We start from the raw sequence: 22,769 nt of genomic DNA on the forward strand, positions 1-22,769 counted from the left end.
AGGCTTCGCATACAGCGCGGGACTTATAGCTCCCCGAACCCCTCAATAGTTAAAATTTTCAAATGGATAAGGATTAAATAATCAATTATTCTTCCTTCTGCCCTCTGCCTCCCGATTTCTGCCTTTCTCCAGAATTGGGTGAAATCCCTCTGGTAATGGAGGGCTTCTCCCCTATTGCGATTTGTGGTTGCGATCGACGATAGAGGTGTATGCATTACCCAGTGGGTAGACGAAACTATGGATTACCTCCACTACCTCGCCAATACCAGTCTTACCTTGAGAGTGGTTGAGTATCTTTACAGTGGAAGGCTGCCCGTTCAATTCCTGACTGTGATTCATCAGATTGACGGCTGGATCGTCCGCATCAAAATGAGAGAGTATCTGGAGCCGCATCAACATGGAGACTTTCAGGCATTTATGAATGAGTTGGGCGTTCCCTATACTCCAGATATTCGGGTTCAGATGGCTTTGTGGGGATTGGAAACGGGGCAATCTCCAGTTGATGTGATGCAACGCTATCAGGTAGCGATCGTATCTCATGGCTTGCCCGATCGCGAAGAAATCGAAGAGTTCCGCAGGCAGTTTGTTCGTGGCTTGGGTTACTGTCCCGAAACGTTAGCTTAGGGCCGACGCGGATATTTGGCACGATGCCGCTGGCGGATCGCTTTTGGTTCCGGTTGAGCCAGCTTTGACACCGATTCATCAGCAGAAGGTTCCAGGTCTACTTCAGCCATTACAGGAATCGCTTCCGTTTCCAGGCTTTCAATTGCCTCTGGTTGAGACAAATCCAGAGTTGGCTCTGGCTCAGCCAAATCAGGTTTAGAGTTTTCCCTCAATTCTTGCAGCGGGACAACCTCCAGCTCGGGTTCGGGTTGGGTCAGGTCTGATAAAGGGCGCATCCCTTCACTTAAGGCTAATTCCTGCCGCTCCTGCTTCAATTCCGATAAAGCCACTACGTCTTTTTCCGTTTCCTTAACGGATAGAGGAATCTGTAATGGCTGCATCTCTTCGATCCAGCAACTGGCCAATGGTAGAGTTTGATCTAGATCTTCCAGGGGACGGGGCACCAGCATTACCGCATGCAGTTCCCCAATTCGCTCAGCCTCAACCATCCCGGCATCCAGGGCCACGGCGACATTGGCCACGGAGCCGCGTACGATCGCCGTACACAATCCGGCCCCGATGGTTTCATAAGCCGCCAATACCACATCTGCAGACTTGAGCATCGCATCCGCCGCCCCGACCATGGCTGGAAAGCCCCGAGTTTCCAGTAAACCGACGGCCTGATTGCTCAACTTACTATGTCCCCGTCCGCTGGCTAATTGGGCCAACCGATTACCGATCGGCAGCACAACTTCCAGATTCGGCATGGGACGAGGAATCACCAGCGTTGACAGCTTCTGGCCAAATTGTTCTGCCCGTTCGGCTCCTTCCTGAACCGCCAACCGGACATCCGCCACAGAACCCCGAACAATGGCTGTACAATGACCGCTGCCAATCTTCTCATAGCCCACCAGCGTCACCCCGGAGGACTTCAGCATGTGGTCGGCAATCCCGACGATCGCGGGAAAACTCTGGGCAGAAACCAGACCCAAAGCGGTATCAGTAAAATCTTCGCGTCGGCTCATTCAATCTAGAAGGGCGAGATCCGGTGGTTACTCTTATCCTAACTGCAATTCACTGACCCGGAAGTTCCCTGAGTACTTCCAGTTAATGATCTGCTGAGTGGTGTTTGAAAGCCTTTTGCTCCGTCCTAACCCTCCTTAAAAAGAGGACACCGAACCATTCAAAGTCCCCTGTGTAAGGGGGATTTAGGGGAATCTAAGGCTAAAATGCTCTTCCCCAGGCCGTTAAAGGATACTTTAGTCCTCCCAAGGATCATCCGTAGATGGCAATGGCTCAGGAGTGGGGGGTGGAGGGCTAGGTTGACGATTGGGAAACAGCTTGACCAGCAGTTGATTCACATACACCTGGCCGTAGACATTCACTCCAGCAGCCTGTGTTTCCAGCTTTGAGTGAGATGAATTTTCAGTTTCAGCCAGCGGAGCAGCAGGCGGGGAATTCTCCTGTGCTTCTACGCAGGCTTCCTCGATGGGGGGATAGATGACTGTATCCGTCGCTTTCAACTCTTCAGGGTGACGGCTGGGGTCGCCAATCAATGATCCGGGAGGAATCATCTGCCCCCATTCAACAGAGCCGTTATAAATGGTAGTGGCAGCTCCAATACAAGCATTAGCCCCGATTTTGACCGCTCCCACTAGCAGCACTTCAGCACCGATATTGGCTCCTTCCCCCACTTCCAACGTGCCGCTGTAGGCGTGCAGAATCGAGCCAATTCCAATACAAGCTCCGGTTTTAATTACAATCCGACTGTTTGGATCCGCCTGAATCAGCACGCCAGGAGCGATCGCAACCCCCGCCTGAATCGTAACGTCCCCACTGATGTAGTAATGAGACGTACTGACAGGTCGCAGTTGCAAGGATAGCGGCAAGGACATGGAACCCCCTTTGTGAAGTTGAAAGTTAGAAGTTATGAATTGATTTCACTCTCAACTTTCAACTCGTAACTCTCAACTTTCACAACTCCTGATTAGCGACCGTTCGGCTGCTGAATAATGGTTTCGACCACCCGGCGCTTCGCCTTTGGATCAATCCCAATCAGCCGCACATACTCTCCGGCATGGTCATGCATAAACGCATTCAGGGCAGAGAGCACTTCTGAGTCCCGTCCTCCTGGGATGGAACCGCCACTTTGCCAGGAACTGGTCTTAAAGCGACGCTCATCCGCATACTCAGCTCCAATTCGATAGCCTTGAGCTAATAACTGACGGACTTGTTCAGCCACAGCCCCACCGACAGACCCATTACTACTCCCCTGTCCTGCTGCAGGTGGAGTATAGGGAGAGGAAGGAGCATTATAGGTTGCACCAGAATGATTGCTTTCTGAAGCCGCATTGCCACCCGACTTCCCATTGGGGCGGTGAACAATCACTTCCGCCACCCGCCGTTTTGCTTTGGGATCCACACCGACTAGCCGTACATAATCCCGACCGTGCTCTGCCACAAACGCCTGCACAGCCGCCATCACTTCCGCTTCCCGACGACCCGGAACCTTCATCACACTCTGCCAGGAACTGGTCTTAAACCGGCGTTCATCCGCATATTCCAGGCTGATCTGACAACCCTGAGCCAGCAACTGACCCACCTGTTGCATCACATCCTGACCCACACCGCCGGAAGCGGCACCAGAGTGAGCCACCGCATATCCAGCAGAGGAACTGGGAGCCGCCGCTACATAAGCGGAGCCATTACTGGACGTTGGAGAACCCTTACCGTTAGGACGTTGCACAATCACTTCGGCAATCCGCCGCTTGGCCTTTGGATCAATTCCAATTAAGCGCACGTATTCCCCTGGGTGCTCTTTCAGACAGGCTTCAACCGCCGCCAGCACATCAGGTTCGCGGGTAGCCTGGATGGGAGCGCAGCTATGCCAGGAACTGGTTTGGAAGCGACGGATATCCGCGTGTTCGGTGCCAACCCGTGCTCCTTGAGCAATTAACTGCCGTACCTGGGCAACCACCTCTGCACTCAGTCCACCCGATCCATAGCTGGAGGTGCTGGAACTACCATAGCTGACCGTCGCTCTGGGGGATGCATAACTACTGGAGCTATAGCCAGAGGTTTGCAAAGCCTGACCGGGTTGATCGCCAGGACGTTGAATAATCGTTTCCAGAACTCGCTTCTTCGCTTTCGGGTCAATGCCAATCAGACGCACGTATTCGCCTGCATGCTCTTTTAAGCAGGCTTGTAATTGCGTAATGACATCTGACTCTCGCGTAGCTTGAATCGGGGCACAACTCTTCCAGGAACTGGTCTGGAAGCGGCGATCGTCCGCATGTTCCGTCCCAATTCGATAGCCCTGGGTTAACAATTGGCGCACCTGGCTAACTACATCTGTATCCATACTCCCTTCCTTTGTCCGGCTTTCTGAACCGCTCTCACCTGTTAACTTCGTTGCTGTCAACTCACTCAATGCCTCTGGAACCGATGGAGTATAAGCCCGACTTTCAGGTCGGTGGTATGCCGATCGCACGCTATCCTGAATGCCTGCAATATGAGCCGCAATCTGAATATCGGACTCCTGAATATCAGGCAACCGATCAGCTTGCTGCTGATCGGTAATCATGGAACCAGACGGAACAAACTTACCGGGCGGAATTTCCACGTCTTGAATTAAGACATGCATCATCACAATGCAATTGTGGCCAACCCGAGCATTAAAGACCGTAGATCGAAACCCAATAAAACAATTGTCCCCGATGTATACCGGGCCATGAATTAAGGCCATGTGGGTAATCGAGGTATTATCCCCAATCCACACTGAATAAGCCTGACCATCATCCCCAATGACCCGGCCCTGCTCCAATCCATGAATGATAACCCCATCCTGAACTTTGGATTGGTTCCCAATATAAAAAGGATTTCCCTCGTCGGCCCGGATCGATGTTCCCGGTGCAATTAGCACGTTGGCACCAATCCGCACATCTCCAATTAGATTGGAAAACGAGTGAATCGAAGCCGTTTCGTGAATTTTAGGTTCGGTCAGAGGTTTCGACCAAGGGATTGGAGGAGTCCCAGAACTACGGACTGCCATACGGTCAACTCTCCAAACTGAAAATGAAAGACTAGAACAGGGCGATCGGCACTCACCACTGTTCCCGCTTGCTATATAAGAGACCAGTTTCAACGCTCACTGTGTCAATAATGGCAATTACAGCGGCATCAACGGGGCGTTGTTCACTGCCTGACACTTGGCGAGCAGCGCTGCCGTGGCTGACGAGAACCCACTCGCCAATTCCTGCTCCGACGTTATCGGCCGCTACCTCGTACCCTGGTAGAATCTCGCCATTATCATCCAATAGTTGTAAGACGAGGAACTTGGTACCACGAAGACTTGGCTCCTTTTGGGTACTGGTAACAGTGCCAAATACTCTGGCAATCTGCATCAGGTCTTAGGGGCGGTTAAGAGGACGAATACCGCTAACGCTTTCCCGGAATGGTTCTACTGCCTCGGTGTAGCGAATTGGCAGAACATACTCCAGGTTCTCGTGGGGACGCGCAATGATATGGGTAGACAGCACCTGACCACCATTAACCCGCTTCACGTTCTCAATGCCAGCGGCCACAGAGGCTTGTACCTCTGACACATCCCCCCGTACAATCACGGTCACCCGTCCACTGCCGATCTTTTCGTAGCCTACCAGCGTGACACGAGCGGCCTTCACCATCGCATCAGCGGCTTCTACGACAGCAGGGAAACCCAGAGTTTCAACCATTCCAACTGCGATTGCCATTGTCAATTCTCCCTTCCAATGAAATTTAACAAACTAGAAAATTGTTGAACCAAACAACGTTAGAGTCTCTGAAGTAATTCAGGTGAATTCTTCAGTGCTAGGTGCGGAACTGGTCTACCGCCTCGGTATAGCGAATCGGCAGCACATACTCCAGGTTCTCATGGGGACGCGCAATGATGTGAGTTGAGATAACTTCCCCACCATTGACCCGCTTGGCAGATTCAACTCCTGCGGCGACGGAGGCTTGGACTTCCGACACATCACCCCGCACGATAACCGTCACTCGTCCGCTCCCAATTTTTTCGTACCCAACGAGAGTCACGCGAGCCGCCTTAACCATGGCGTCTGCCGCTTCTACAACGGCAGGAAACCCCCGCGTCTCAATCATTCCAACTGCGATTGGCATTCTTGTCTCCTGATGAGTGAAACTAATCTTTTTGAGAAGGGCTGATTTTTTTGACGGGAACGCCCATCGTTTTAGGCCTTATCAAATCGTTCACTATGCTTAGTCTTAAGCATAGTGGTGGGGCTATCACTTGAGCAATATAAAGACCAATGATAGTTACAAATTTCAGGGATTAGTCAAACTTATTAAAAGCCAAAACCCAATACTTCAAAGCCCCGTGAAGCTAGGTACGGCCTGCCTGAAGATTTATCCCCCACCGATAGTCAGGTGGAAATGGCCTATGAGTGGCTAGGCATCCTACGCTGAAGACCTTGCTACCTGGGCTTAAAGGTAAGGTCCCGATCGCTGAATAGGATTTTCCCCCTCATCATCATAGGCTTTTTTCGATTAAAGTTAAAAAGATTCTTGTCTGGCTATAAGTTACATTTATATAAACAAGTTAGAGTTTCTCTACACAAGTTTGCGATTGTAAAAGATGGCTTATGGTTGCCATTAAAAAAACGACTTTGAGAATCCATTGGGTTTTCCTAAGATGACGATAGAGAAATTCTTTTAACTGGCCTCCGGGTTCAGAAACGGTTTGAGATTTTACGAAGCGGTCTAAAAGCCAAGGTTATGCCAATGCCAGAATTTTTCTTACAAACAAGTTGGTGGATCCCGTGTTATGGCTTACTCGGTGCACTGCTGTCAATGCCCTGGTCGCTCGGCATTATTCGCCGCACAGGTTCTAGACCGGCGGCTTATCTCAATATATTGATGACCGTTATCGCCCTGATCCACGGCGCGATCGCCTTCCAATTCAGCCTCCATACAGAGCTTCAACCAATGGTACTGCACTGGTTTCACGCGGCTGACCTGGATCTCTCTTTCGCGATCGACATTTCACCAGTCAGCCTGGGAGCAGCAGAAGTGATAGCTGGCTTGAGCGTTTTGGCTCAAGTGTTTGCCCTGGGGTACCTGGAAAAAGACTGGGCTTTGGCGCGGTTCTTTTCCTTAATGGGATTTTTTGAGGGCGCAATGACGGGAATAGCATTGAGCGATTCGCTGTTTCTGTCCTATGCCCTCCTGGAAATGCTGACCCTATCCACCTACCTGTTGGTCGGCTTCTGGTATGCCCAACCGCTGGTGGTAACGGCTGCCCGTGATGCCTTTTTAACCAAACGGGTGGGAGATGTCTTACTGCTGATGGGGGTAGTGGCCTTGGCCTCTCTGGCTGGTTCACTCAACTTTCCCGACCTCTACGAATGGGCGGATGTAACGACGCTTTCTCCGCTCGTCTCTGCCCTACTGGGATTAGCGCTGATTGCTGGGCCGATTGGGAAATGCGCCCAGTTTCCACTCCATCTATGGTTGGATGAGGCCATGGAAGGGCCAAACCCGGCTTCGATTTTACGAAATTCAGTCGTGGTAGCCTGCGGAGCTTATATTTTAATCAAACTTCAGCCCATTTTGATCCTGTCGCCAGTGGCATCGACCGCTCTGGTCACCCTGGGAACGATGACGGCCATTGGTGCTTCTCTCGTTGCCTTGGCCCAAATTGATATCAAACGAGCTTTTTCCCACTCCACCAGTGCCTTTCTGGGACTGGTCTTTATTGCTGTAGGAATGCAATGGACAAACTTTGCGCTGCTGATGCTGTTTGCCCATGCGATCGCGAAAGCCCTGATCTTTATGAGCGTTGGCTCCGTTATTGTCACTACCAGCACTCAGGATATTACCGAGATGGGTGGCTTGTGGACTCGCATGCCAGCCACAACGACAGCTTATGTGGTGGGTTCAGCCGGATTGATTGGCCTATTCCCACTCGGTGGATTTTGGGCCTTTCGAGAAGGAATTAATGCTTTCTGGTACGACAATCCCTGGTTGGTGGCTGTGTTACTCCTGGTGAATTGCCTGACAGCGATCAATATTGTTCGGGTCTTTCGGCTGGTCTTTCTCGGCCCACGGCAACTGAAAACCCGTCGCGCCCCTGAAGTGATCTGGCCAATGGCTCTGCCCATGGTGTCTCTGACGATCTTGACTTTGGTGGTTCCCTTTATCCTGCAACGGCTGCAGATTCTGCCAGATTGGGACTATCTGAACCAAACAGCGATCGCCCTGATGGTGCTCTCTGCCTCAATTGGCTGTGCAATTGGAGCCGCTTTGCCACTCACGCGGGTCTGGTCGCGTCCAGTGAAAATGCCGTACAAACTGATTCAGGATCTGCTGGCCTACGACTTTTATGTCGAGACTCTGTATAAAGTGACCGTGATCTGGTTGGTGAATCTGATTTCTCAAGCCAGTGCCTGGTTCGATCGCTACATTGTCGATGGCGTGGTCAACTTTGTCGGTCTGGCTTCTATTTTCAGCGGCGAAACCTTGAAATACAGCATCTCGGGTCAGTCTCAAGCCTACCTGCTGACCATCCTGCTGGGAGTGAGTCTGTTGGGCATCTTCTTGACTTATCCCCTGTGGTATCCCCTGCTTTAAAGGAACATCCCCTGACAGCAAATTTATCGCCTCTCTACCCTAATTCCTAATCCCCAATTCCCGATCCCCAATCCCCCTATTCATACCTATGCTCAGTGCCCTCATTTGGTTTCCCATTATCGGAACCGCGATCGTGGGATTTCTCCCGCAAGCGGCCCCAGCAAAAGCAGCCCGGTGGATCAGTCTTGTGATCTTGGGCATGACCCTGATTTTATCGATCGTGGCTGGGTTTCGGTTTGATGCCACCGATGCCACCTCTCAGTTTCAGGAGGTATTGCCTTGGATTGACTCCCTAGGACTCAACTACCAGTTGGGTATGGATGGCCTGTCTTTACCACTCGTCGTACTCAACGGTCTGCTGTCCTGGATTGCGGTCTACAGTACGGAACCAACCATTCAGCGGCCTCGGCTGTACTACGTGCTGTTGCTGTTGCTGAATGCGGGCGTTGCGGGAGCATTTCTGGCAGAAAACCTGCTGCTGTTTTTCCTGTTCTATGAATTAGAATTGATTCCCCTGTACTTTCTGATTGCCATCTGGGGAGGAGCTAGGCGAGGTTATGCCGCGACCAAATTCCTGATTTATACAGCAGTTTCCGGTATCTTAATTTTGGCGGCCTTTTTGGGAGTGGTCTGGCTCAGCGGAGCGCCCAGTTTTGAATATGATGCCATTCATACCAATCTGCTCTCTACCACCGCCCAAGTCATTTTGTTGACACTGCTGCTGATTGGGTTTGGCATTAAGATTCCGCTGGTGCCGCTCCATACCTGGTTGCCAGATGCCCACGTTGAAGCTTCCACTCCCATTTCAGTGCTGCTGGCAGGTGTGCTACTGAAATTAGGCACCTATGGGTTGTTGCGGTTTGGCTTAGGGCTGTTTCCAGAGGCATGGTCGTTGCTGGCACCTGGACTAGCTGCCTGGGCTGTTGTGAGTGTCCTATATGGAGCATTTACCGCGATCGCTCAAACCGATATGAAAAAGATGGTGGCCTACAGTTCCATTGGGCACATGGGATTTATTTTGCTGGCCGTCGCAGCCGCCACCCCCCTTAGCATTCTGGGTACTGTCTTTCAGATGATCAGCCACGGCTTGATTTCTGCCATGTTGTTTTTGCTGGTGGGCGTGGTTTATCAGAAAACAGGCACACGAGACATTACGGTTCTGCGCGGCCTCTTGAACCCAGAACGGGGAATGCCCATCATTGGCAGTTTGATGATCATCGGGGTGATGGCCAGTGCGGGAATTCCTGGCATGATGGGATTTATTTCAGAGTTTTTAATCTTCCGAGGCAGTTTTCCCGTCTTTCCCGTGCAAACCTTACTCTGCATGGTGGGAACTGGCTTGACCGCTGTGTACTTTTTGCTGCTGGTGAACCGAACCTTCTTTGGCCGTCTGCCGGAGCAGTTTGCCAATCTCCCCAAAGTGGAGTGGTCAGATCGGGTTCCGGCGTTTATCCTGGCGATGCTGATTGTGCTGCTAGGCGTACAACCCAACTGGATGGTGCAATGGAGCGAAACCACCACAACCGCTCTCCTGTCACCCAATTCTGCAGTCGCTACAGTTCCTTCACTGCATCTATCGACTCCAACTGCCAATCCTTATAATCCCTAATCCCCCTTGCCATCTCGCTCACTCTGCCTTCTGGAATCCCTATGAACATGACCCATACCTCAACCTTGCCGCCTTCTACCCATCCCTTAGCTGAGATTATCGATCGCATTGAGCATGGAGGGGCGCTCCTGCCAGAATCCGAAGAGAATGTAATGGAAGTGGTAGGTATTTTGAAAAGCTATGGGGTAGTTCTGGATGCCTACTGGCGCAATCTCCTCTTCGTTGCTGATCGCCAGTTTCTGGTGCTGTTTCCGTTCTTCAAGTACTTCAATGGCGAAATTTCTTTCAGTAAGTTGTTGAAGCACTGGTGGCACGATCGCATCAACTACGAATTCTCTGAATATTGCATGAAGGCCATGTTCTATCACGGGGGTGGAAAGCTGGATGCTTATCTCGATACTCCGGAGTTTGAGGAACGGGCACGGCAGGCGATCGCGGCCAAAGTATCTGGAAATTGGTTAATCTGGGGGCTAAACCAGGCATTTCCTGATTTTCTGCTAGAGCAGGTGCGGCAATTGGCTTATTACAGTGCTTTGGGGCAGTTCTGGCGAGTCATGAGTCCGATGTTTTTAGACCTGTCCGATCGCTACGATCGGGGTGAAATTCAAACAATTCGCGATGTGGTAGACCACGTTCTGGCGGGATTGGTGGCAGCAGCCAATCAACCCATCACCTATGCGGTGAAGATTAACAACAAAGAGTACACCATTATTCCTGAATCTGCCGGACTTACATTCCTGATGGATGCGGCAGTTCCCTATGTAGAGGCTGTTTTTTTCCGTTCGTTTCCCTTTATGGGCACCGTGTCTTACAATGCCCAGGCGTATCAAATTTCTCATGATATTTCCCGCTTCACCTATGGAGCGTTGTACGCCGATCCGCTGACTATTGGTGGTGCAGGGATTCCTCCCACGCTGCTGATGCAGGATATGCGTCACTTTCTGCCTGACTACTTGCACCAGTTCTATCAAAAAATCTCGTTAAGGGGAGAAGAAGATTTACGCACTCGCATCTGCGTCAGTTTCCAAAAATCCATGTTTTGTGTCACTACGGCTGCCATGTTGGGCCTGATGCCTTATCCCTTACAGACAACTGATTTGACCGAGCAACAAACGAACCGGAAATATTTGGAGTCCTGGATGGATCGATTTGTGGCATCGCGTCTACCGAATGTTCAGGTCTGCGAAGTCAAAGCCTAAGTATTTTTGAGGAAGCTACACACAAGATTCAGGTTGTTATTCCTATAAAACCCGAGTGGGATCGTCGATACTAAGGGGAATCACAGACAATATAAATATTGATATGGCTCCATTCGACGAGCATGTCAGCGATGAATACTGATCCGATCGCGTCCAGGGATGGCGAATCTAATGGCAATCAACCGTTCAGGCCCGTCATTCCAGTAGCTAACTCCCAGCCGCAAAAGGTGTTCTTGCCGCACTCTCAGGAGCGGTACGAAATTCTAGTGCGATCGATCGCAGGAATTTTTTGGGAAGCGGATGTCACAACCTTTCAGTTTACGTTTGTCAGTGAACGAGCAGAACAACTTCTGGGTTATCCCCTCCATCAATGGCTGGAGGCGGATTTTTGGATTAACCATATCTATCCGCCCGATCGCGATCAGACCATCAATGCCTGTCTCATGGCCATCCAGCAGCGGCAAAATCACGAATTGGAATACCGAATGGTGACGGCAGATGGTCGCCTGATCTGGTTGAAAGATTTAGTAACCGTGGTGGAAGAAGCAGGGCAGCCTATTTTACTGCGGGGTGTAATGATGGATATGACTTGCGAAAAGCAGCGAGAGGAGGCTTTACAGGCTCAGCAAGTCCAGCTGGATCTAGCGCTTGAAGTGGCCCAAATTACAACCTGGACTCTGGATTTGAAGACCCAGGTGATCACTTGCTCAAATCATGCAGATACCTTATCTAGGTTGCCTGCCTCGGTACTGGGGTACTCTACTTGTCAAGAGTTTTTAGAGCATGTGTATCCAGAAGATAGAGAGTTACTGCATCAGGCCATGGCGCGATCGCTGCAAAACCACAATGACTATGAAGTGGAGTTTCGCATCTTCTGGCCGGATGGCAGCCTGCACTGGGTGAATAGCCGGGGACGAGTATTGTGTGATAGTGAAGGACAACCCATGCAAATGGTGGGGGTCACGATGGATATCACCCAGCGACGGCAATCGGAACAACAGCAGCTGGAACGGGAAGCCTTAATTGCCGTGATCGTTCAGAATATTCGTCAATCTCTGGATTTCAAACATATTTTGAACACAACGGTTGCCGAAGTCCGGCGATTTTTGCAAACCGATCGGGTATTCATCTTCCGGTTTCGCACCGATGGAAACAGCGGAGTTGTCACAGCAGAGTCTGTTGCCCAAGGGTGGAGGTCGATCGCGGGAGAAACCTTTCAGGATCCCTGTTTTGCCAGGAACTTTGCCCAACTGTATGAGCAGGGGCGCATACGATCGCTGAGCAATTTGCAAACTGAGAACCTGCCTGAGTGCTACCTCAAGATGCTGCAAGCCCTGCAAGTACAGGCAATGCTGATCGTACCCATTCATGAAAAAGGGGGATTGTGGGGGTTGCTGATTGCCCATCACTGTCAGGAGCCTCGTTCATGGCAACCTTTTGAAATCGATCTGTTGAAACAATTAGCGGTGCAGGTAGGAATTGCGATCGAGCAATCGGAACTGTACCAACAGGTGCAGCGGCTGAATGCCAACCTGGAACGGCAGGTGCATATTCGGACGGCTGAGTTACAACTGGCTTCGGAATTTGAAGCCACGCTGAAGCGAATTACTGATCGGGTGCGAGACAGTCTGGACGAAGATCAAATTCTCCAGACAGCGGTGCAGGAACTGGCAATGGCTCTGGGTGTCACCAGTTGCAATGCGGCTCTCTATGATTTGGAGCAGCGCACCTCAAAAGTTTCCTACGAGTACACCGATTCTCGTGTGGCCTTACAGGGGCGAGTGGTGCAAATGGATAACTTTCCAGAAGGCTACCAGCAGTTATTACAGGGCCAGTATTTTCAATTTTGCTCATTGACACCGAACCCACTGCGCGGCTATGTGGCCATGTTGGCTTGTCCGATTCTGGATAACGAGTTGGTCATGGGCGACCTGTGGCTGGTGAGCCATAAGTATCGGGCATTTAATCAGCAGGATATTGGGCTGGTGCAGCAAGTCGCCAATCAGTGCGCGATCGCCATCCGTCAGGCCAGACTATACCAGAGGGCCCAGGCTCAGGTGGAAGTTTTAGCCGAGCTAAATCGCTTGAAAGATGATTTTCTCAGTACCGTTTCTCATGAGCTGCGGACTCCTATGTCTAACATCAAGCTGGCGACTCAGATGTTAGAAACGATTCTGTTCCGCAATGCTGGGCAGCCCCCATCTCAGGGAGGTTTAAATTCTGAAGATGCGGCCTTAATCTTGCCTGCTGCAGCCTTCTCAAAAGCAGTTAAGTATTTTCAAATTTTGAAGGATGAATGCCAGCGAGAGATTTCTTTAATTAACGACTTACTGGATTTGTCTCGTCTGGAAACGGGCAGCGATGTTCCGGTTTTGCAAGCGATCGACCTGGCATCCTGGTTACGTCAGAGAATTGAACCCTTCCTGGAACGCGCTCGCAGTCAGCAGCAAATCTTACAAATATCGATTCCGTCCAACCTGCCGGTTTTTGCGACGGATCCCTCGCATCTTGATCGCATTGTCACCGAACTCTTAAACAATGCCTGTAAATATACCCCAGCGGGTGAAACGATCGCGGTGACGGTACAAATTATTGAGGGTGCTGACGTGCGATCGCAGGTTTTGCAGATACATGTTTGTAACTCCGGTGTTGAAATCTCCAGGGAAGAGTTAAATCGCATTTTTGATAAGTTCTATCGCATTCCCAATAACGATCCCTGGAAACATGGAGGAACTGGATTAGGTCTGGCTTTGGTGAAAAAATTGGTGGAGTCGTTAGGAGGTACGATTCAAGTCAGTAGCGCCGATCGGCAGACCCGCTTTGTCGTTGAACTACCCTCCCTGACAGTAGAATGCGACTGAGCATGTTCTGTAAATAAAAAATGGAGAAATGCAATGATAAGCCATTATGGATAAGGAGCATTCACAATGTTTATCTTGAGCGCCCGGTTTAAACCCAGTTCACCGAGCCAATGATCGCTTCCCATCAGAGATGCTACGGTTCTGGGCCTGGACAACGTTTAATTAGTCAGTAGGAATGTTTTTTGAGTGTAATGCAGTTGAATAGTCCACCGAGCCAACCCTCTGTGCCGTTAATTTTGGGTAGTCTGCCTGATCCGCCTATCCAGGATGAAACGTGCCCCCGTCGAGCCAGAATTGAAATTGACCTGATGTTACTGGCGATCGAAGCACTGGAACTTGAAGGATCAGAGGCGATTTTGCAGACAGCAAAGCAGTTAGAGCTGGATGAAATTATTAAAGACCGGGTGACGCTCTGGCGTTTACGTAATACGAATCCTTTGCGGCGACATAATCAACGGCGAGCGTTGACCCTCGTAGAGGCCAAAGCACTGGTTTTAGTTGGATGTTATATGGCCCGTCGCTTGACTGTTTTGATTCGGCAACTGTTGCTGGCCTATCAACAACTCAGCGAAAAGCAGCTATCCGTAGAGCATCACTTTCGGCTCAACGACTACCTGGAGCGGTTTCGTGCCCATTTTCGATCGCGCATGAACCCTCGACGGGCTGCCGTGGCCGAGAATTATTCTAATGAAAAAATTAATCAACTGGCGCTGAATTTGCTGACGGAACTCTTGTTCTGCACAGGTACCTACGGAATTCAGCGTTACTGGTTTAGCTTGTTTGATGGAGAAGTGGGATGACCATTCAGCGACAGTACAGTTTGCCCAACTGCACCTTGACCGTAGAGGGATTGGGAGAGGTGATTAGCCTCAGTCCCACGGAACCCCGGCCTCCAGTTTCGGTCTTAATTAACGCGGAGTGTCGTTTGGCAGGTCAAGAACAGCCTTTGTCAGGAGGTCGGGAGTTTTTGGACAGCCTGGTGAAAGCAGTCAGCCAGTATGTTCAAGGCTTATTAAGCGGTCTTCATGGGAATCGACTGGTGCAGGAAGAGAATCTACTTGTACAACTTCATGCCATCGATAGTACAACCCATCGGTTAAGTGTACGTTCCCCAGGTTCCGGCGATTCCCAAACCTCCAGAGACATTGATCTCAATACCGTACAGCTCTTTGATCTGATGGAAGCTATTGATCAGCTACTGGCCGATACGCAGACCCTGCCTGACCTGACCCTGAATTTGAAGCCCCTGTCGCGACGGGAAATTGCCAAAACGGAACCGATCGCCCAGCGGGTGATGCCTGTGGCGATCGGGGTGTCCAGTCTGGCGGCAGCTGCAGTAGTCCTTTCTCTACTTCCGGTGCCGAAGGTCAATCCACCAAAGGATTTGTATCCAGTCCGGTCTACTGCGACTGCCACATCAGGAACCAGCCCTTCGCCAGGAACCTCCCCGACTACGGAAGCCTCTCCTACAACCAGTCCTGCCAGTCCCAGCTCGACCACAGACACTAGTCCGAATGTGAAGCAACTGGAGGCCAATCTGACGACTGCTCCCGAAATTACGGATTCCGAGGAACTAGACAAACTGGGTCAGCAACTCCGGCAGCAGATTGAAGGAAGCTGGAACTCTGGGACTTCGTTGTCTCAGGATTTAATTTACCGGCTTGGAGTTAGCCAGAATGGCGATATTTTGGGCTATAAGCCAGTGAATTCTGCGGCCTTACAGAATGTGCAAAAAACCCCCCTGTTAAGTCTGATCTCGCGACAGGGCGATCGCCCCACCACCGATCCCCTAGCCCAATTCAAAGTCTCGTTTACCAAGACCGGACGGGTAGAAGTAACTCCCTGGCGGCAGGCAACGACCTCGCCCGTCAGTGGGGTAACTGAAATCACGAGTGCTGCGGAGCTTGAAGAGATTCTGCCTAAGCTGCAAACGCAAATCAATGACAATTGGCCGGGGACTCCAACGGTGAATGATGAACTAATTTTCAAAGTTCGCGTTCATGCCGATGGTACGGTGGTGGATTACAGCCCAGAAAATGATGCGGCAGCGCGAGCGGTAGAGGATACCCCCTTTGCTAAGTTAGGCAAGCCGATCGCCGATAACGGCAGCAATCCAGATACCTCCCCAACAGAACCTGTTGCCTTATTCAAAGTGGTCTTCAAGCCGCCTTATGGAGCCACAGAGATCAGCCCCTGGCACGGTTGGCCAGATTGATGTCATCCTTGTCCAAGTCCAGCATCATTGGAACTCTTGCCTATTAGACTCAATCATCATCAGTAGGATGATGGGCAGAGTTTGGCGTGCCCATTCAAATCAGCCAAAATGACAGGATAGAACGTTTCCTTTTGCCGATCCGACGTTTTTTCTAATTTGCAAGAAGTCTATTGTATAAACTGCATAAACGGATTCTTATTACTTGCCGCAAGTGGTTGAAAAGGCCACCTGAGCTGCTGCCTGTTCCGCTGCCTTGATCGATCGTCCCTGCCCCACCCCCAGGCACTGTTTTTTTAACCACACCTCGGCAATAAAGCGGTGTTCTGCATCGGAACTGCTGACTTCTCTCACCTTGTACTCGGGCAGACACTTATAGTGTGCTTGGGTCCACTCCTGCAAAGCGGCTTTGTAATTTTGACGCGCCGGATCCGTGAGAATTTCATCCACCAGTTGATGAAAGTGCGGATCTAGCCAGGGATGAATTAACCCCATGGAATGGGTGCTGAGGTATAAAGCCCCCAGTAAGGCTTCAAAGGCTTCTGCCAGCCTCGATTCTTCTCCCAACTTGTCGTTTACGGCACTGTTAGCAACCAGGAGATAACGATCTAAGGTATATTCTCGAGCGATGCGGGCCAGGATACGATCGCTCACCAGCACAGAGCGAATGGCTGAAAACTCGCCGACTGGCAAATGAGAAAAGTGTCGCATCAAAAATTCGGCCACTGCCAGCCGAACTACCGCATCTCCGACAAACTCAAGCTGTTCATAGTTCTCTTCCGGTGATACGGTGGGGTGGGTCAGAGCCAAGTCGAGCAGGTGCCATTCCACGGCAGACTGCCTTGGCAGAGACAGCTTTTCAATCAGCCGCTCTAACTGCTTTTGTCGTTGCGGATACTGTAGAGGCATTACTGCTAGCCTAGCAGTTCTTCAAGCAGAACAGGGTAAGGCAAGCGTAAAAGATTCTAAACTAAGTGAGCGATACACAGGGGCTTTGAAAGGAATCGTATGAAAAAGCTGGCTATCCAATCTGAGAATGCTGACATTCAAATCATCGGAAAAAGCACTTAGGGAGCCGGAAATGGCAGAAGGCTGGCTCTCGGATTGAACCATGGCGATCGTCTGGGGTAATACTCCAGCCAGTAAGCCCAGAACTTCAATCGGAATGCGAGCTAGAATTTCACTGCCAAAAAACTCTTCAAACCCAGACAGTAACTTTTCTGTGCGCTGCAGCGGGTCAGAATAGGACACGATTTTATGTAACCATCGTACCCACTGAATTCTTCTGCTGTAAGCTTTTTGCCGTTCTTCGTGAGTTTCTACAGGAACGATGTCGGGAGCACCGATCGCCAGGATCAAGGTATAATTTTGTGTCATTGCGCAATTGATGGCTGCTCCTGGTCCTGCAAACTCCGCATAGTGCTCTTTACAGAGGATCACCCCGCTCCGCTTTTGCTCCCCAACAGCCAGCAAGCGATGGGCTGGGGCATAGGTTTCTAAAGCTTGGACACTGGAACTATGGGAAATACAGCGATTCACGGGCTTATCCTGCAATAGGCAAATAGCAGATTGGAGGTAGGGATCAGTCTACTACCTGCTCACCATCCTAGCGGCAACCCACAGATTGGTTATCCAGCGATCGCTAGCTTTGTTAAATCTACATATAGCAGGGATGTAGCTAAAAAATTTTGATAAATTCCCACGCTCTCGTCCGGACACGATCAATTTTCCCTGTTTTCCCTTTTGCGGAGGAAACAGGAGATCAGTATTCTAAGCACTTGATCGCTTGGAAGGTAGTCGGAGTGCTTTCTTCACCAGGGTTGGAATCTGAGAGGGATGGTGCGCAACTGGAATTTTGGCCCGTTCAAAGGCCGCTACTTTACTGGCAGCAGTTCCAATTTCAGTGCCCAACTCTGAAATTTGGGAGGCAATAATTGCCCCAGCATGACCGATGCGCCGCCCTTTAGGAGCCGTATGACCTGCAACGTAAGCGATCACTGGTTTGTCGATCGCCTCTGCAATGTAGTGAGCCGCGGCTTCCTCGCTATCCCCACCAATTTCACCCACCAGCACAATCACTTCCGTTGCGTCGTCCTCGTCCAGAATTTCCAGCCACTGAGGAAAGGAAGAACCGAGAATCGCATCACCGCCAATACAAACTCCCATCGATTGTCCTAATCCGGCTTGAGTCAGTTCCCAGGCAATCTCGTAGGTGAGGGTGCCGCTGCGACTAATTAGGCCGACCGGGCCAGGGGTATAGAATTCACTGGGATGAATCCCTAATAATATCTGCCCTGGAATAATAATACCGGGGCTATTTGGCCCGACGACCAGGGTTTCAGTCAACTCCGCTGTTTGCAACAACTTCACCATATCCAGAGGGGGAATGCCCTCTACAATCAGCACAATTTGGTGGATTCCTGCCGCGATCGCTTCCAGGGCTGCATCCAGAGCCGCGTAGGGCTGGACAAAAATAATTGACACATCAATATCACCAACGCTGGCCACGGCCTCTTCCACCAGATCAAAGACAGGAATTCCATGCAGGCTCTTACCGCCACTCCCCGGACTCACCCCGGCCACAATTTGGGTGCCATAGGCCTGCATCAACGGGGTATATACGAAACCTAGGGAGGCGGCAATACCCTGTACCAGTACTTTGCTATGGGGTGTGAGGTTCATGAGAATAACCAGCCAATAATAATAATAAAGAGAGCGGAGATATTAACGTGGCAATGAAAACAGAGCAGGGGCGGCACCAAAGCTACCTCCTTCAGGATGACGAATTTACCGTCGTCCTGCTGCAACTTGAGCGACAAATATAGATTTTTTATAAGAAATAAGACTGCATGGGGAAGTAGCTGAAGTTAGGTTAAGATGTTAGACTGGCCTTTGACAAGGCAACTGCCTGAGTAACCATTTCATCCAGACTATCGATCAGGGGCAGAGAAACAGCAGCCAGCAGTTTTCTGGCACGATCGCTCTGGGAACCCAGCAGGCGTACCACTAAAGCAGGCATCCGATTCGAATGGGCAATCAGGGTATCGGGGCGCAACTCTGATAGGGGGCGTACTTTAGGAGCACGTCGCTGCCAGTAGGCAGTAATGATGTCTGCAATCTCGTCACAGGGAACCAGATTACTGATCACATTAACCAGAATGACCCGCACCTGCTTATTTTGCCCCATCACTTCCAACCCCCTTTCCAGACGATGTTTGAGTATGTCAGCGGAAGCATCCCATTGCGTTTCTCCGCCAATATTCAGGAAGGTGGTGGGTTTGCCACCCGCCTGACAGACCAGATCAAGAATGGCCATTGTGAGTCCTGCCCCATTACAGACAATGCCGATCGTTCCTTCCGAGTCGATCGCTACCGGAGTAGCTCTAGTCAAATCCGGCGGATTGCCACCCAATTTGCTGATCAAAGCCACCAGATTAGGATGCCGACCTAAGGCATCATCATTGACGCTGACTTTGCCATCCAGAGCCATGACCTTACCGCTGGCACTTACTCCCAGAGGATTAATCTCAACTAAATCCAGATCGTATTGGACAAACAGGTGATACATTTTTTCGATCACGGAACTGACCGCTTCGATCAACTCACCCTGGAGTCCCATCTTGACTGCCATACGACGGGCATAGTAAGGAGAAAATTCCTGATCGACAATGACATGCTGCATCTGGTCTATCGCGTCCTGGACATCAATCCCTCCCTGCTGGGATCCCAGTAATACAGGTCGCCGCACCGACCGATTCAGGGCGATCGCCAGATAAAATTCTCGATCCGCATCATACTTTGCCTCGGCCAGCAGCATTTTGGGATATTCCCCCATGATTGGCAGGTTGAAGATGGTTTGGGCTGCCGCGATCGCATCGATCGTATTTTCAGCAAACTTCACACCACCAACCCGCCCTCGTCCGCCAATATACACCTGAGACTTCAGAACAATTGGATAGGGAATGGTTAACCCTTTCAGATCCTTAGGCCGATCAATACGCTGAGAAGGCAAAACTGGGATGCCCGTCTCCCGAAATAATTCTTTTGCCTGATACTCTAGCAAGTCCATGATAGTCCCCTGTGAGATGTACATGCTAACGGTTGTTCTCGTCAATATGCAAACGTTCCCCCAGCAGATGTCACTTACTCATCACCGGGATACAGTTCTAAATAAGCGCTTCGTTTATCATGCAATAAACTGATCTACCTTTAACTGATTAAATTGACTGTGCCACCTCTAGCTCAACCACCATCCGCAGCTTCCTACGCCTCATCCAGTTCGTCTCAGCAGGCCTGGAAACGAACGATTCGTCCATTGGGAGCCTGTGTGCTGCAAGGCATCTGTTTTCATGGCAATGAGTTGATAGCCCTGGACTCTGTTCGGGGCTATCTGCTGCGGATTAATCCCGTGAATGAGGACTCAACCATTCTCAACCCCCTGAATGTGGAAGATTTCATTGGCGCTGAAGGGTTAACCGTCTGGAAAGATACATTCTGGATTGCGCGGGAGAATAGTATTTATTTTTTCGACCTAGAACGGCAGGTCTTGCAACACTTTTTCACGATTCCTTATCCCGTGACCGGAATTGCCGTGCTGGAAGATACGGTGTATGCCGCTTCCCAAAAAGCGGGCTATATCTATATCTTTGAGCGCAATTCCAGACGACAGGTTACCCGCTTGCCGATGCCGGGAGTTGGCCCTGCCCATATCACGATCCGGGGTGAGGAGTTATGGGCCTGCGATCGCGTCGAACAAACCGTCTATTGTCTGGATCGAGCTACGGGAGAACAAATTTTCTGTGTTTTGACTCCGTTTGATTCTCCCACTGGGGTGGCTTTCTATAACAATCCAGCTACGGGGAAAGATACCCTTTATGTCTGTTACGCACAGGAAGAACCCTTCATTCGCGACAATCCCAACAACCCGGAAGGAGCCTATGAGTTATCCTTCCGCGATCGTACCTTTATCCATGCCCTCGATTTCCACTACGACCCGAAAGCCCACTACGCCTTATCGAACGGCTACCGGATTGAAATGTCCTACGCCGAGGAGTTACTACCCTTAGAGGAAATCCATCTGGACAATCTGGAGTGGCGAATTGCCCTGCCTGCAGAAACCGATCGGCAAAAGGTGATTCACATTGAACCGATTGGGCGGCCCTTTGTGGAGGAAAGTCAGCAGGGACAACGGGTGGCCGTCTTTCACTTCGATCAACTGAGGCCCAATGAGCGGCACCTGTTTGGCTGGAAAGCCGTGCTGGAAGTGCGAGCCATCAAATACCAGTTCACGTTTGATGATGTCGATCGGGTTCCCCCCCTGTCCCCCGAATTCAAAGCGGCTTATCTGGTGGATGATGATGAGTTGGCGATGGATACTCCGATCATTCAGGCCGCTGCCAAGGAAGCGATCGGCACTGAAACAAATATTCTGCGCAAAATTCTTAAGATTCGTAACTATGTGTACGATCGCCTCTCCTATGCCCTCACGCCCCGCATTGATACACCTGATGTAGTTCTGGAGCGGGGTGTTGGTTCCTGCGGCGAGTATGTCGGATTATTGTTAGCCCTGGCCCGCTTAAATGGGATTGCCTGCCGTACTGTAGGCCGCTACAAATGTCCCCCGGAAGCAGAACACCAGATGGTGCCTCTGGAACCGGACTATAACCACGTCTGGCTGGAATTTTATATTCCCGGTTTTGGCTGGGTGCCGATGGAATCCAACCCAGACGATATTATTGAGGGTGGCCCGTACCCGACGCGCTTTTTCATGGGACTGCCCTGGTATCACGCCGAAATTGCCAAAGGGATTCCATTTGAAACCCTGACGGCGAATGGAGAACCCGTGGAGACAGTGTCGATCGGTGAACTCGCCATCAACCACATCCGCTTCACTATCCTGGACGAACTCCCTCCTCTAAAAGAGTGAGGCTACAGAAATCGGGTTTCTTCCATCAACCAAGCAGAGGTTGGTAGTTTCTCTGAAAAGTCTGATTTCTGGAATAGAGTTGTTGGGAAATAATAGAAGATGATTGCATAGAAACAGATAGATATACCGTGTATTCAATGGCACACCCGATCGTCTACGTAAAAAATCTGAAAATATGCGGAAAGGTTCTGGCTGTTCAGCTTAAGCAGCGTATTATGCGGAAATAATCTGTATAAGCAGCAAATTTTGGGTGTTATGCCGAATCATTCTGCCTATCACCGCGTTAGACCGCGATCAGCGGCATAAGAAGCGGATTTGGGGTATTAGACCGCAGTCAACGGTTGAAAATTTTATTAAGCGTATTAGGCCGCAGCTAGTAACCTAATATCCTTATAGGTATATTAGACCGCTCAGAGCGGTTGAAAATATAGTTAGCTAGCTCCGCAGCCAGTCCTTGCACTCGTTCTTCAGCGGGATCTGTCAGCCCGAAACCGCCCAGAAGGTGGTCAGTGGAGGCCGTGGTTGGAGGGGGATCTGTGGTAGCGAAAGCACCAAAAAAATGGTTAGTGAGGGCCGTAGCGGGAGGCAATCAGTCACCCCGAAACCGCCTAGGAAATTGGGGGTAAGGCGAAGTTGGGGGACGATCAATGCGTCGCTAAGCTAACGACGCTGTTGCAATGGATTGAAGGGCGATCGTGGCTGTGTTTGTGTCTTTTGCAACCGCTGAACAGCA

Annotated in this window: 18 protein-coding genes; 8 read left to right on the forward strand and 10 right to left on the reverse strand. The window is 50.6% G+C overall.

The features are described from left to right. Positions 1–183: 183 nt before the first annotated feature. Positions 184–624, forward strand: coding sequence for a hypothetical protein (locus ACUVQO_RS15675; RefSeq protein ID WP_445926800.1), 441 nt, complete (start codon positions 184–186; stop codon positions 622–624). Here the strand turns inward: ACUVQO_RS15675 and ACUVQO_RS15680 are convergent. The 6 genes from ACUVQO_RS15680 to ACUVQO_RS15705 form a co-directional block, all read right to left on the reverse strand. Next, positions 621–1,628 (reverse strand): carbon dioxide-concentrating mechanism protein, encoded by a 1,008-nt coding sequence (locus tag ACUVQO_RS15680; protein ID WP_445926785.1) that lies wholly within the window; start codon positions 1,626–1,628, stop codon positions 621–623. The two genes, ACUVQO_RS15675 and ACUVQO_RS15680, sit on opposite strands and share 4 nt — an antisense overlap. Positions 1,629–1,862: 234 nt before the next feature. After that, positions 1,863–2,498: a hypothetical protein gene (locus ACUVQO_RS15685; protein WP_445926786.1), complete on the reverse strand. Its 636-nt coding sequence runs from the start codon at positions 2,496–2,498 to the stop codon at positions 1,863–1,865. Positions 2,499–2,590: 92 nt separating this feature from the next. Further along, complete coding sequence (locus ACUVQO_RS15690; protein ID WP_445926787.1) at positions 2,591–4,654, reverse strand: ribulose bisphosphate carboxylase small subunit; 2,064 nt, start codon at positions 4,652–4,654, stop codon at positions 2,591–2,593. Positions 4,655–4,706: 52 nt separating this feature from the next. Continuing rightward, positions 4,707–5,006 carry a EutN/CcmL family microcompartment protein gene (locus ACUVQO_RS15695; protein WP_445926788.1) on the reverse strand — a complete coding sequence of 100 codons (300 nt, stop codon included), beginning with the start codon at positions 5,004–5,006 and terminating at the stop codon, positions 4,707–4,709. A 6-nt stretch (positions 5,007–5,012) separates the two neighbouring features. Further along, on the reverse strand, positions 5,013–5,354 hold the full coding sequence (locus tag ACUVQO_RS15700; RefSeq protein ID WP_171574167.1) for a carbon dioxide-concentrating mechanism protein CcmK: 342 nt from the start codon (positions 5,352–5,354) through the stop codon (positions 5,013–5,015). 97 nt (positions 5,355–5,451) lie between these two features. Next, positions 5,452–5,760, reverse strand: a complete 309-nt coding sequence (locus ACUVQO_RS15705; RefSeq protein ID WP_445926789.1) for a carbon dioxide-concentrating mechanism protein CcmK — start codon at positions 5,758–5,760, stop codon at positions 5,452–5,454. Between the two features lie 621 nt (positions 5,761–6,381). Here ACUVQO_RS15705 and ACUVQO_RS15710 point away from each other — a divergent pair. From ACUVQO_RS15710 to ACUVQO_RS15735, 6 genes are all read left to right on the forward strand, one after another. Further along, positions 6,382–8,229: an NAD(P)H-quinone oxidoreductase subunit F gene (locus ACUVQO_RS15710; protein ID WP_445926790.1), complete on the forward strand. Its 1,848-nt coding sequence runs from the start codon at positions 6,382–6,384 to the stop codon at positions 8,227–8,229. A gap of 88 nt (positions 8,230–8,317) precedes the next feature. Next, the gene (locus ACUVQO_RS15715) at positions 8,318–9,838 is read left to right on the forward strand and encodes an NADH-quinone oxidoreductase subunit M (RefSeq protein WP_445926791.1); all 1,521 of its coding nucleotides are present in this window, start codon (positions 8,318–8,320) and stop codon (positions 9,836–9,838) included. Positions 9,839–9,879: 41 nt separating this feature from the next. After that, positions 9,880–11,037 (forward strand): CO2 hydration protein, encoded by a 1,158-nt coding sequence (locus ACUVQO_RS15720; RefSeq protein WP_445926792.1) that lies wholly within the window; start codon positions 9,880–9,882, stop codon positions 11,035–11,037. Between the two features lie 122 nt (positions 11,038–11,159). Next, positions 11,160–13,898: a PAS domain-containing protein gene (locus ACUVQO_RS15725; RefSeq protein ID WP_445926793.1), complete on the forward strand. Its 2,739-nt coding sequence runs from the start codon at positions 11,160–11,162 to the stop codon at positions 13,896–13,898. A gap of 191 nt (positions 13,899–14,089) precedes the next feature. Continuing rightward, positions 14,090–14,698 carry a DUF3038 domain-containing protein gene (locus tag ACUVQO_RS15730; RefSeq protein WP_445926801.1) on the forward strand — a complete coding sequence of 203 codons (609 nt, stop codon included), beginning with the start codon at positions 14,090–14,092 and terminating at the stop codon, positions 14,696–14,698. Then, positions 14,695–16,113, forward strand: a complete 1,419-nt coding sequence (locus ACUVQO_RS15735) for a DUF4335 domain-containing protein (RefSeq protein WP_445926794.1) — start codon at positions 14,695–14,697, stop codon at positions 16,111–16,113. The genes ACUVQO_RS15730 and ACUVQO_RS15735 overlap by 4 nt, the downstream gene beginning before the upstream one ends. Before the next feature lie 198 nt (positions 16,114–16,311). Here the strand turns inward: ACUVQO_RS15735 and rnc are convergent, their stop codons facing one another. From rnc to ACUVQO_RS15755, 4 genes are all read right to left on the reverse strand, one after another. After that, on the reverse strand, positions 16,312–17,019 hold the full coding sequence (rnc, locus tag ACUVQO_RS15740; protein WP_445926795.1) for a ribonuclease III: 708 nt from the start codon (positions 17,017–17,019) through the stop codon (positions 16,312–16,314). Positions 17,020–17,040: 21 nt separating this feature from the next. Further along, entirely contained in the window at positions 17,041–17,649 is a 609-nt protein-coding gene (locus ACUVQO_RS15745) for a hypothetical protein (protein ID WP_445926796.1), read from the reverse strand. 231 nt (positions 17,650–17,880) lie between these two features. Beyond that, complete coding sequence (locus ACUVQO_RS15750) at positions 17,881–18,792, reverse strand: succinate--CoA ligase subunit alpha (protein ID WP_445926797.1); 912 nt, start codon at positions 18,790–18,792, stop codon at positions 17,881–17,883. 190 nt (positions 18,793–18,982) lie between these two features. Further along, entirely contained in the window at positions 18,983–20,179 is a 1,197-nt protein-coding gene (locus ACUVQO_RS15755; RefSeq protein WP_445926798.1) for an ATP-grasp domain-containing protein, read from the reverse strand. A 159-nt stretch (positions 20,180–20,338) separates the two neighbouring features. Between ACUVQO_RS15755 and ACUVQO_RS15760 the strand changes: the two genes are divergently transcribed. After that, the gene (locus ACUVQO_RS15760; RefSeq protein ID WP_445926799.1) at positions 20,339–22,036 is read left to right on the forward strand and encodes a transglutaminase domain-containing protein; all 1,698 of its coding nucleotides are present in this window, start codon (positions 20,339–20,341) and stop codon (positions 22,034–22,036) included. Positions 22,037–22,769: the final 733 nt, after the last annotated feature.

It is taken from the genome of Leptodesmis sp., from assembly GCF_052746595.1.